A 12,506-nucleotide genomic window follows, 5' to 3' on the forward strand; every position below is an offset into this window, starting at 1 on the left:
TCATCCTCCTGAGTGCAGCTTCTTGCATTCCTGGCATATGACGTTACGCTTCAGATTTGCGGGGCAAATCGTACAGACCGTTCCGGTAAGCCTCCACCATCGCAAACATCAGAGGGGCGAAGCTGTGATGCTCGTCGCGGTGGGGAAGCATCAGCGTCACATAGGATTTGACCGTGCCTTTCTCATCGCCTTCACCGGGACACAGACAGCCCGGGCAGCTTCGCTCCGTTGAGAAGTCAACGTTAATGCTGATCTGATTCAAGCCCTCGATTCCCTTGCGGAATGCGGGCGAATAGATATCCCTGTCCAACAGTCCGCATCGCATGCCCACACCAATACCATAAAGGAACAACCCGGTGCCCGACGTTTCTTCATAAGAATATTCGAAAGGAATTTCCTGTCTCCATAGTCCTCTCTCCGACTGATGAGGAAGGAGGGCTGCCGCCAAATCCCTGAAATATTTCTCCGCCTTCGGCCTGTGGCGGGAATGCTGCGGCAGATGCTGTACAAGCTCCGCAAGAGGCAGAAACCCCCAGCCATTGCCTCTTCCCCAATGATCCTGCGAGTATTTGCCGGGTCCTGCGAAGTTTTTGCTCTGATGGAGCAGGCCATTCTCGGGGTCAAGAAACTCCTCATACATGAGAAAGCTTTGATTGGCCGCCTCATCGATCAATCGCTCTTCGCCAAGCGCCAAGCCAGCGAACAGCAAATACGGCGTTACCGCCATCGCAACGTCAATCCAGATCATTTCGCGCTCGGGTGCATAGGGGTATGACATGATGCCGCTGCGGTCCCTGGCTGCCGTCATCATCTCCTCCGCATACTGCCTGACCTGATCCTCCGCTTCGGGCATATGGCCTTTCATCAGTGCATAAGCCTTTGGGATTCCGCCAATCCGGTAGCTTGGAAAGTTATAAGTAGGATGTTCAATACGGTCGGGAAAACGGGACAGAACCGTTTTGCACTTTTCGAGTAAAACGGGATCCTGCTTTTCTTCAGCGGTCAGCAGCAGTGCGTAGATGGCCAATAACCCGTAATAGTGTTTGACCTCTTCGACATGCTCATAGTGTTCATACAGCTTTTGTGAAATATAAAGCGGATTCACGAATCATTAGCCTCCTTGGCAATCCGGATTGAATTACAACCCCATTCTATAATTTCAAGGCGCACGGGAACATGAAGGAAACAACTAATTTTTGTCTCATTCGCTGAACAGCCGAGAAAAAAGCGGAGCCTCACGAGCTCCGCTTCTTGGTGCGATTCTAGACAATATCCGGCTCTGAAACCTGCTCCTGCGGCGACTGATCCTGCGGCGCTTGATCCTGCGGCGCTTGATCCTGCGGTGCCTGGTCTTGCGGCGCTTGATCCTGCGGCGCCTGATCCTGCGGCGGCGCCTGGTCCTGCCGCGCTTCGTCCTGCGGCGCTTGATCCTGCGGCGGCGTCTGGTCCTGCGGCGCTTCGTCCTGCGGCGCTTGGTCCTGCGGCGCTTGATCCTGCGGCGGCGCCTGGTCCTGCGGCGCCTGGCCCTGCGGCGCTTGATCCTGCGGCGGTGCTTGATCCTGCGGTGCCTGGTCTTGCGGCGCTTCGTCCTGCGGCGGCGCCTGGTCCTCCAGTGCTTGCTCCTCCAGCATCTGCGCCTGTTTAGGTTTTGCGATCACCCTCAATTCCGCCACCGCAGCATAATTCACCGGTTTGACGAACCGAATATACCGAAATGACACCGGCTGCGGCAATTCGATGGACCAGGTTGCCCGATATGGCAGAACTTCTTCATTCTGAGACCCCAACACGGTTATATCGGCAAAGTCGCTTTGGTTCGATCCCTGAACCGTAAATAATTTGCGTGTTGATTGCTGATCTGCATCCTGGCGTGTAACGACCTCTATACGGGTAATATCGTAATAGCGGTAGGATTCTCCCAAATCTACGGTCAACGAGCCCGGAACGCTTGTCGTCCATAGCGAACTGTTATTGCCGTCAACCGCTTTATCCGCTCCATAGGTCGCACTGAAAGCAGAAGTAGCCGTTGTCGGTTTTCTTTTGGCAAGGTTGACAGTCTCCGGCTTTGTTTGCCCCGCTGCAACGATAAAAAGATCAAGTTTGGTAATAAAGTTCCCGTCACTGTGCACGCCGGTAATTTTTATTTGGGCATCACCGCTGCCCACTGCGTTAATTAACCCTGTTTGAGCATTGACAGTCGCGATTGACGGATTAAGCGACTCATATTGCCATAAGGTCTCTCCTTCAATGACAGTTCCGTTATCGTGTGTCAGGACGGGCTGGAGCTGCAGAGTTTCACCCGCATTCATAACAGGTGAGCCTCCGCTCATATTCAATTCGATGTGATAGTCCGGCCAATTCGCTGTAAACGAGACAGACGGACCATTCATACTCCAGCGCCCCTCCGTATTTACCGCCTCAACCTTGGCTGTTACAGGCACATTTTCCGGCCAATTGCTAATCGTAGTTGAATAAACGGAACCAGTTACGGTAAGAGGAGCACGCCCATCGACATTAACATTATAGGAAGCAATGTTATACGAAGGATCAAGTAGAGACCATTCCAATCGGACTTTGCCGGGATCATCCATTTTGAATGCCTGAAGCACACTCCCTTCCGGCCAAGTGAGAGATAAGTCTTCTCCCGTATCATATTCAGCTATGACGCGCAGTTCTGCAACAGCTGCGTAATCAATAGGTTTTGAAAAACGAATATATTGAAAAGATTGCGGCTCGGGCAAATTCACAGTCCAAGTTGAGCGGTATGGAAGCGTCAGTTCATTTTGGCTCCCTAGTACGGTATAAGTTGCAAAATCTTTGCGGTTGGAGGCCTGCAGCTCAAAATTTCTCCGTGGTGATTGCTGGTCAGTGTCCTGACGTGTAACAACTTCGATGCGTTGAATTTTGAACAGATGATAGAGATCGCTCAAATCAGCCGTTAAAGTACCCGTGCCTGCTGTCGTCCAAAGCGTCTGGATATTACCGTCCAGCGCTTTTTCCGATCCAAAATTGGGCCCCGCGATAGTGCCGGTGGAATAGGATTGTTTATTTTTTGCAATGTTGACAAAGGCGGGTTTTATCTGTCCGGCAGCGGAAATATATAGATCAAGTTTTGCAGTAACGACAATGTCATTGTATTCCGTTGTAATGGTAACATAGGTTTCGCCGGCGCCTAGTGCTTGTATTTCGCCCGTTTGAGCATCTACCGTCGCAATCGCCGGATTTGCCGAAACGAACTGCCATTCCTCAGGACCCGAAGTAACGGGGACATTGTCGCGGGTTTTGACAAACGGATGAAGAGCAGCGGTATCATTAACGCTTAGAATCGGAGATCCGGTAATTTCAAGATCGATCACGTAAGGGTTCCGGACTTGATTCGTGATGGAGAATTGTTCAGTGAGAGCATTCTTGTTAAACGCAGGATCCTGCAGCGCTCCTTCGGCCATTGTGAGCGTTATCGGGTGCTGATATTCTAGAATTCCATTCGTTTGCAGAATTACTGCATTATTATTCGGCAAATAGGTATTCATTACGACCGAAGCGACTGTTGCGGCCGTCCCGTTTAGAATAAACCGTTCGGGATCTAGCGAAGACGGCGATATCGCTTCACTGAAGGTCAGTTCGATTTTTGTGCCTTCTTCATCCGTAATAGCTTGTAATAACTCTGGCTTTATCGGATCGTACTCTTTAACGGGAATCGAAATGTCCTTGTATTGCGCCGTTAAGCCCGCATTAGCTTTAATTGATGCAAAATCGCCGTAATTATCGGTATAGGTGTCAGCACCAAGCTTGAACCGGTTTGCGAAAATTGGGGTAGGAACATTAACAATCACGTTTCGTTCCACTGCATATCCTTCGGTAGCTTGGTCGAGGTAAATACCCACTACGGGAAACCAGTTCTTGGTGGGATCCGTTGGCGGTGCCGCCCAGGGAGACCGGTCAAAATCGTGTATGAAATTTTCATAAATTTGCGAATTCGGCTGTTTGGACAACGTGTAGATTCCAGCGCCGTCGACCATCTGCTTCATGACATGATGAATATCGTTGTATCTGATAATATTGTCTTTAAGCTGTGTCGTATTTATTGTCCAGCCCCACCCTACGGAGATTGCACTGTAGGGAAGATCCGTTAATTCGTTATGCTCCACAGTAAGCGCTTCCGTAAACCCTCCGAATATTCCGACAGCCCCGTAATAATCCTGTCCGACTCTCGTAATGAAGTTATTGGCTACCAGCGTTTGTTTAACGATGGTCCTAGGATCTGCAGGCACCTGCTTCAATATAGATAATCCACTCTCCACATTCACACCGTTTGCGGAAATATCTTTAAATACATTGCCTATGACATCCACATTGTTCGTTGCAGAAATAAGATCGAGTCCCGTTCCACCCAGATTTTGAAAGGTATTGCGCTCGAAGACAATGTTCTCCGCAGCTTCGACGGAAAATGCCGCCGGAACTTTGCCGTCATAATTCGTCATTATGGGGTAAAAGCTCGCTTGCGTACTGGTATATCCCTGCTGAGTGGGCAGATTCCACCCGGTATGCTGAAACGATAATCCGATAAATTTCATATTTTTCACAGTCTGATCCAGTGTTCCGGTTACCTTCACCAGCGATTCCAAAACCGGGACGACTACATAAGCTCTTGCCATATCTTCACCAAAGCGTGGTCTGTAAAAGAGCTCGCTATTTTCTTTATCGAGATAAAACTCGCCTGAAAGATCCATAAATTCTAAGGCATTTTCAAAATGGTAAGCTTGTTTGGGATCCATCTGAGGGGCTGTGCGGTTAAATATGACATCCCTTCCTGGATTCTGTGGTTTGATGACCGCTTCATCACCGCTCACATTCATGGACTCTATTAGCATATGCTGATCGGACCAATACGTCTGAATGACCATTTCGACTTTTTGTGGGTTTTGGATGCCTGCTACTTCGGATTGGTTAACGTATATATCTTGATTCGCTCTGTCCCACCGCTTGACCCTGAAGAATTCGCCTATATTGGGCGTCCTGGCCCGAACCGCCCTGTTGTCATTGACATACAGCTGGCGGAATTCCAAATTGCCGATTGGCGCTTTGAACACGCCACCACCGATCGATTCCCAGCCTGTAATTTCCTGGCCGCCGCTAAGGATGGGATGTTCCCCCGGGTAAGCCTGATAGATGACCTGATGGCCGTTTTTTCCAGAGTCCTCATTGGTGAAAAGCAGCGTCTGGGTCAAGTTATACGTTCCACCATGAAGATAAACTACAATATCAGCTGTCTGATCGCCAGATGCCAGGATGGACCTTACTTCATCACGCGCTTTCTCAAGTGTCTGAAAAGGCGCTGCCTCCGATCCATCCCCCGAATCGGATCCTTGCGGAGAAACGTGAATTGCTCCCGGTTCGATGTCGGGTACCGGATCCTCTGCACGCGTATTTCCTGGTGATAACATGATCCCAAACAAACAGGTCAAGCCAATTAACAACAGCCATTTCAGCTTTTGCGTGCTGTGTAACCTTACCCCTTTAAATAACATACTGATCACTCCTCATGAAATATCATTGTTGTCCTGATCAATTTGAATATCCATATTTTTGTTTTTATAGTATTGATTGCGCTTACATAGTCTTAAAGAAAGAAGAAGGAATCTCATCAGGCATCTCTCATGTTCGCATTGTTTCTCTGTAGCGTCCCGGCGTGATTCCTTCGACTTTTTTAAAAATCCGTATGAAGTAGGTTGGCTGGTAGCCCACTTTCTCCGCAATTGTATTTATTTTCAGATCCGTGCCGCTCAGAAGTTCCTTTGCCTTTTCCAATCTGGTAATGGTCAAATAATCAATGAAATTTGTTCCTGTATATTGCTTGAATGCCTTGCTTAGATTATAGGATGTAACACCGTGCTGATCCGCGTATGATTCCAGCGATATCGATGTGTGAAAATCGACCTGAATCGCTTCCGTCACCTTGCTGACAATCTGCTCCAATATCGTTTCCCTGGTCTCCGAAAGCTCCTCGATATAAGGTTCGATAATGGTAAAGCGCAGCCAGCCAAGCATTTCATCCTGATCCTTGATCCCGCTCAATTGTTCATAGAGATTGCCGCTCTGCATAACGGACGAGTATACTCCTGATCTCAGCAGCTCGTGTATGATGCTTCCAAGCAGCTGCAGCATCCCCTGCTGAAACTGCATTTCCCTGGAATGATTATGCTTTATTTGTTCGGCAAAATGGCCCAGCTCCCTGACCGCCTCATCTCTGAGCCCCATTTTCATGGATTGGATGATGGCATTCTCAAGGTTGAACGGATAGTTTACTTGAATGGTTTGCCGGGGCAGCAAATCGTCCATATCCAGAATCTCTTCGTTTTTGTCCAGATCCCTGAACTGGAGAGCGGCCCGCGTTTCCTCCAGGGACTTGTGAATATCCCGCGGATCATCTACAAGTTTTCCGACCCCCACCGTTATCCGCATCGTCGTATATTGAGTCAGCATCTGAATGAGCTCGCTGGAGAAGTGAAACAAATCGCTTTTGACCTGCTCCCTGGGCCGCTCTGCCGGAAAGGCAAATATGACAGCGAGGGACAGATCATGAAAATTAATCACTTCGGCGTCCTGCCGGCTGCTTTGCAGCACTTCCTGCGTGATATTGGCGGCTGCGAAGGTTGCCAGCTGTTCGTCGCCTTCATTAAACTTCCCTTTGTTATGGGCGAATCTGTCCATACGCACCAGCAGAATGGCGAAGATTTTATCGCTCGCCTTCCAGCCGTGAAACGTCATTTTTTCTTTGAGCTCCATTTCGGTGAAGAAGTAGAGATGTCCTTGCACCAATTGAAGCAGGAAACCTTCCTTCAGAGACTGCCTGTTCTGCTCAAGCTTTGTCTCCAGCTGATGGCTTTCATCGATGAGCTTGCGCCACCTGCCGGCAATAAATTGAAACTCGTCGCTTTTATCGGATGTGGAGGGTATTCCAACTGTGTCCTTAAACAAACCGACAAGATGTTTAACCGGTCTGTAGATGCGTCTTGACGCGAGCCAGGAGAGGATGACGGCAACCGCAAGGCCTATTAGACTGAAGACAAGGCCCAGCTTGGATACCAGAATGACAGGGGATGTTAGTTTGGAGAGCGGAGTGGCAACGACATACTTCCATTCGTTCCGCGATAATGCGCCTACTGTGACAGAATAACTGATACCTTTGCGGTTGAAGATAAAATCTCCTACTTCGAGCTTGCGGTCGATGACCTCGCTGCGGACGGCTTCGTCCAGGTCGACGGCCTTCGCGCCTTGATTTCTGCCCTTTGTGATCCAATCGCCGTCCTGCCGGAGGATATAGGCTACACCCTCCCCGTCGGGATTAAGCGGGTACAGGAAATCGTCAATTTGGCTTTTGTCGAGGTACAGAATGATCGTTCCCAGAGGTTCTTCCCCCGCGCCGAGAACCTTGTGGACAAGCGCAGCGTTCACATTGTTTTTATACTTTAGCGGACTAATGGGCTCATTCCACCACATCAAGGAGGATTTTCCCCTTTGCAGATCCTGGAATGTCCGCTTGACAGCCTCGTCTGTGATGGTATAGATGCCTTCTTCATCCGAAACAAGCAGCTGTTCCTTGTTCAGATAAAGCACGGCATTGCCGATGAGCGGATTCGATTCCTTCAAGATCCGGAGCGATACGAACAGCTCCCGTGTCGTATTCGGCTTCTGTCTCAGATCGCCCTCAAGCAGCTCCTGATTGAATACCGGATTGAATACCCATTGATTCCCGATGATCTCAAGCTGGGACAGCTGCTTCTCCATGCTTTGGTATATTTCATCCAGCTGCAGCCGGTGATTCCGCTTCACTTCAGCCTCAATCTGTTTGACCCCGATAAAATAATTGCTTGCCGCAATGATTGCCATGGGAAGGCAGGTAACCATGAACACAATGATCAAATTCTTGTAGAAAAAATTCAGGTTAAGCTTCCTCATGGCAATCCGTCCATCCTTTAATCAACTTCATAATACTCCCATTATATCAAACCTTGCCTATCTATTTGCCTGCTTTTTTATGATAAGCGTCATTTAATTCCTCCAGCGATTTATTCCAGTTCGGATCCGCAAGCAGTTCAGCCGTGAAGGCATCCCATTTGTCCAGCGGCTCCGTGCCCAGCATGATTTTCACCTGCAGATCGGTAATCTTCTTGAGAAAATCGTTGCGGTACTTGGTCCAGGTTTCGGAGTACAGCCCAAAGCTTGGATTGGAGACGCTGACCTTGCCGATTTCGTCAACGATGCTTTTGTTGCGGTTGTAATAATCAGCCGGAATATTCGGCGCTTTCGCATAGGCGTATTGATCATAGCGGGTAAATATTTGACCGAATGCGGAGGTGGAGACAATATCCTTCTTCGCCTGTTCCGTCTGCACGTAGAAGTCCCCGTCCTTCGTAAAGTGCACATCCTTGAAGCCATAAGCGCCAAGCTCATACCCTTCCTCCGACGCACCATAATCGAGGAACGCGAGAATTTTTTTCATTTTCTCTTCGGACACGGACTTCGGAATTGCGAAAACGCCGTTGAATCCAACGCCTTTGCCCACATACGGCGTGCCGCCTGGTCCGGTTAAGGAAACCAGTGGAAGCATATCGCCAGCGGGATTGGTGGTGCGGATTCCTTCGGTCATCACCCACGCCGCCGATACGGCTTCAAAGGCAATGCCCGCTTTGCTCGCCATGACAGCTTCTCTGGCCTGGGTATTCTTCAAGGTGGCAAAATCGCTATGGATTAGTCCCTCCTTGTAGGCCTTGCTCAGCCAGGCGAGCGCATCTTTGGTTGATTTATCCGTTACCATATTCACCAATTTTCCGCTGTCGTCGACCTTCCAGCCGTCATTGGCGCCTTGGAACGCGTTCAGAATCGGTGCGAAGCTGCCCAGACCCAATCCATCCGCGCCTATGCTTCCGACCAGTCCCACGCTATCCTTCTTGCCGTTTCCATCCGGATCGTCGTTGGTGAACGCCTGCATCACCTTGTATAGTTCGTCGATTGTTTTCGGAACCGGCAGGTTCAGCTTATCAAGCCAGTCTTTACGTACTGATGCGAGGCCCCCGTCAAGTCCCCTGACCCGGGGAATCGCATAGATTTTACCGTCCTGATACTTGGTATTTTCCCAAGCCTCCTTAGGATAGGCGTTAAGGTTCGGATAATCTTTAATATATGAGCCAAGCTCCCAAAAAGCACCCTGGGTTACCATTGTTCTGACATTCTGGGCAAAATTGTCCCCGATCAGCGTAAGATCCGGCATGTCCCCGGAGGCAAGCGTGACATTCACCTTCTCATTGTAGCTGTTGGGGGATACCCATGTAATGGTCAGCTTGGTATTGGTCCGTTTTTCGACTTCCTTAATCACCACATTATCCGGACCCGGCGGCTCCTCGCCATAGAACTGGGTCATAATGCTGATGCTTGTTGGCTCTTCCTGCTTCTCCGGCTCCACGGCAGGCTCATTGGTTTGATTGCCGGTCTGGTTATCCGTTTGGCTGGCGGTGTTGTTGTCCGTTTGATCCGTATTGCCGGTGCTTGGTGTGTTGTTCGACGGGCTGTTGCTGCCGCTGCTGCAGGCGCTGAGCAGAGCCATCCCGGCAAGTGTAAAAACCAGAAGCACCGCAGCCATAGACCGCATCGATAATCGTTTCTTTTTCTTCAATTTGCTTCCTCCCTTTGAAATATATTCTATCTGTATGTCATCATTCCTTTACAGATCCTACCATAACTCCCTTGGTAAAATGCTTTTGCAGGAATGGATATACCATCATGATGGGAACAGTCGCAATAATGACGGCTGCCATTTTGATTGATTGGGGATTAATGATTTGCCCTTCCTGGAGCACATTGCCGCCGCCCGCCGATGTGTTGGAATCAATCAGCATTTGCCTCAATACAAGCTGCAGCGGCCATTTGCGGAAATCATTAATATACAGCACCGCATTAAAGAACACATTCCAGTGGGCAACGGCGAAGAACAGGCCGAATGTCGCCAGAGCCGGCAGAGACAATGGCAGAATAATGCGCCACCATACTTGCAGATCGTTGCAGCCGTCTATGACGGCAGCCTCCTCAAGGCTTGCGGGAATGCTGTCAAAGAAGCTTTTCATCAAAAACACATTCCATCCGCTGCTGAGCGCGGGAAGAATGAGCGCCCACAAGGAGTTCATCAGATTCAGATCCCGTATCAGCAAATAGTTCGGGATAATGCCGGGATGAAACAAAATCGTAATCAAAATCACCATGAGAATTGTCTTTCTTCCCAGTAAGCGCTTTCTCGATAACGTATAAGCAAGGGCCGATGTGACGATCAGCCCAAGCACCGTACCGGCTACGGCCAGAAAGGTCGATACGCCGATGGAGCGGATAAACAGCGGTGTAGAAAACAAATACCGGTAATTCTCCAATGTGAACCCGCGTGGATACCAGATGATTCCGCCCTTCAGATACTCCCTCGGATCCGTGAAGGATACGCTGAGCACGTAATACAACGGAAACACCATAACCAGACTGAGCAGGAGAAGCAGCAGCACATTAAGCCGGGAATATATTTTTTCGGCAAAGGTTTCTTTAATCATGATTTCTCCCCTTATGGATTTGCTTGAGCCAGGCAAGAGCCCATCCTCTTAATAGAGGCCATCCTGACCGAATAATTTGGCACATTTATTGGCTGCCATCACCATGATTAAACCGACAATCGATTTGAACAAACCGACTGAAGCGGTATAGCTGAACTCCCCGTTCAGTACGCCATTGCGGTATACATAGGTGTCGAATACGTCGGATACATTCGATACTGCAGCGCTGCCCATCAGGAATACCTGTTCGAATCCGACGTCCATCACATCTCCAAGCTTCAGAATCAGCAGTACAAATATGACATTCCGGATACCGGGAAGCGTGACATGCCAGATCTGTTTCCATTTGCCGGCGCCGTCCATCTTCGCTGCTTCATACAAGGTAGGATCGATTCCGGAGACCGCCGCCAGGAAAATGACCGTCCCCCAACCGGCGTCCTTCCATATATTTTGCAGGGTCAGCATGGGCCAGAACAGATTGGGCGAGGTCAGGAAGGCTATTTTATCAATCCCCAATAGCGCCAGGATGCTGTTAATGACCCCCTCCGACTGCCCCAGCATGATGAAGCTGATCCCGGCAATGATGACCCAGGAGAGAAAATGAGGGAAATAAATAACGGTCTGGATCAGACGCTTCAGTATCACCTGCCGTACTTCATTGAGCATAATGGAGATGACAATCGGCGCCGGGAAAAACAGCAGCAGGTTCAGGAAACTGATCGCTAATGTGTTGCGCAGCAGGATATAGAAGTCCGAATTGCTGAAGAAGCGGATAAAATGATCCAGCCCCACCCATTCGCTGCCCAGAATTCCGGCGTATGGCGAGTAATTCTGGAACGCAATGACCAGGCCCCACATGGGGACATATTTGAAAATGAGAAAAAACAATAATCCGGGCAGTGCCAGCAGATATAAATAACGGTCCCGGAACAACACCTTCATTCGTGAATGGCCTTTATTGCCCAAATTTGTAGTTGCCAGCGTTTTACCCATGAGCTTTGGTCCTCCTGTTCTTGTTCGGTCTCTGCTGCGGAATCTGGCTCGGACGTTTGGTAAACCCAATTTACTTGATGGATAAGCTCACCGTCTAGACGACTTTTTTGCCCTGGTGCTGAAGGAGAAAACCCTTGTTTTTCGCTGGTTGCAAGAGCTGACGGACTCAGGCGGCAAAAATGTTCACTGCTTCCCCACTGCACTTTTTTGCCAAAGTGTTGGCTGTGCATGAAAGTGCAGTTATAAATTACGACAAAAGAATAAGGCTTTAGTCCGATTAACAAAATATGGATGTAATGGCATGCTGTTGTTAAGAGGCTGGCCAGCTGATCATGAGTATGAAGGAGGAATTATTTTGAAGCTCAAAAGCATTCTTCTTGCTGCCTTGACAGGAGCCGTTCTTATGACGGCACAAACCGCGGCCGCGGCCCCCGTAATTCCGAAATCCTTTCTGGAAACGGTGGACTATGGCAATGAATTTGAGCTGGGCGCCGTCCGTTCCACTTTATCGAATCAATTTAATATGGGCTATATCGGCAACAGCGATGATCCTGCGGGATGGGATTTTGACTGGTACAGCTATACGAATACGACGGACCGCTATCAACGCGTGGAAAGCTGGCTGTATGTGCCGGCAGGATATGACTATGAGTTTCTCGAAGGGGCATACCGGCCCAGAGGCGATTCAGAGCGCATTGGCCAATATCGCCGCTACATCAGCTATTTGTCTCCGGGGCAAACGATTGTGCGGGGTGTAACGGAATGGGATTATCCGTACAAGACCAGCAAGACCAAAAATTATGTATTCTGGGTATTGGCGGAGCCTTATGACCTTTCATCCCGATAAATTTCTATAGGCTATCGAACAAAGTATCATCAATACGCAAGGGCTGCCATGCGGCAGCCCCTTTGAGTGTAGTATAT

General features: G+C 49.3%; 7 protein-coding genes. 1 reads left to right on the plus strand and 6 read right to left on the minus strand.

From position 1 onward, the window contains the following. Positions 1 to 43: 43 nt before the first annotated feature. The 6 genes from ACFOLF_RS03490 to ACFOLF_RS03515 form a co-directional block, all read right to left on the minus strand. Positions 44 to 1,105: a glycoside hydrolase family 88 protein gene (locus ACFOLF_RS03490; RefSeq protein WP_210039798.1), complete on the minus strand. Its 1,062-nt coding sequence runs from the start codon at positions 1,103 to 1,105 to the stop codon at positions 44 to 46. 157 nt (positions 1,106 to 1,262) lie between these two features. Then, positions 1,263 to 5,528: a discoidin domain-containing protein gene (locus tag ACFOLF_RS03495; RefSeq protein ID WP_210039797.1), complete on the minus strand. Its 4,266-nt coding sequence runs from the start codon at positions 5,526 to 5,528 to the stop codon at positions 1,263 to 1,265. A 127-nt stretch (positions 5,529 to 5,655) separates the two neighbouring features. Continuing rightward, positions 5,656 to 7,959 carry a helix-turn-helix domain-containing protein gene (locus ACFOLF_RS03500; protein ID WP_210039796.1) on the minus strand — a complete coding sequence of 768 codons (2,304 nt, stop codon included), beginning with the start codon at positions 7,957 to 7,959 and terminating at the stop codon, positions 5,656 to 5,658. Between the two features lie 61 nt (positions 7,960 to 8,020). Next, complete coding sequence (locus tag ACFOLF_RS03505) at positions 8,021 to 9,673, minus strand: extracellular solute-binding protein (RefSeq protein WP_210039795.1); 1,653 nt, start codon at positions 9,671 to 9,673, stop codon at positions 8,021 to 8,023. A gap of 40 nt (positions 9,674 to 9,713) precedes the next feature. After that, positions 9,714 to 10,589, minus strand: a complete 876-nt coding sequence (locus ACFOLF_RS03510; protein WP_210039794.1) for a carbohydrate ABC transporter permease — start codon at positions 10,587 to 10,589, stop codon at positions 9,714 to 9,716. Between the two features lie 48 nt (positions 10,590 to 10,637). Then, positions 10,638 to 11,582: an ABC transporter permease gene (locus tag ACFOLF_RS03515; RefSeq protein ID WP_210039793.1), complete on the minus strand. Its 945-nt coding sequence runs from the start codon at positions 11,580 to 11,582 to the stop codon at positions 10,638 to 10,640. A 355-nt stretch (positions 11,583 to 11,937) separates the two neighbouring features. Between ACFOLF_RS03515 and ACFOLF_RS03520 the strand changes: the two genes are divergently transcribed. After that, positions 11,938 to 12,429 carry a hypothetical protein gene (locus ACFOLF_RS03520; protein ID WP_210039792.1) on the plus strand — a complete coding sequence of 164 codons (492 nt, stop codon included), beginning with the start codon at positions 11,938 to 11,940 and terminating at the stop codon, positions 12,427 to 12,429. The last annotated feature ends 77 nt before the right edge of the window (positions 12,430 to 12,506 follow it).

The sequence above is a fragment of the Paenibacillus sepulcri genome, assembly GCF_042647105.1.
Lineage (GTDB): Bacteria > Bacillota > Bacilli > Paenibacillales > Paenibacillaceae > Paenibacillus_Z > Paenibacillus_Z sepulcri.

Coding starts and splice junctions, on each gene's coding strand:
- ACFOLF_RS03500 (WP_210039796.1), bottom strand. CDS start 7,959: ATGAGGAAGCTTAACCTGAATTTTTTCTACAAGAATTTGATCATTGTG.
- ACFOLF_RS03515 (WP_210039793.1), bottom strand. CDS start 11,582: ATGGGTAAAACGCTGGCAACTACAAATTTGGGCAATAAAGGCCATTCA.
- ACFOLF_RS03510 (WP_210039794.1), bottom strand. CDS start 10,589: ATGATTAAAGAAACCTTTGCCGAAAAAATATATTCCCGGCTTAATGTG.
- ACFOLF_RS03495 (WP_210039797.1), bottom strand. CDS start 5,528: ATGTTATTTAAAGGGGTAAGGTTACACAGCACGCAAAAGCTGAAATGG.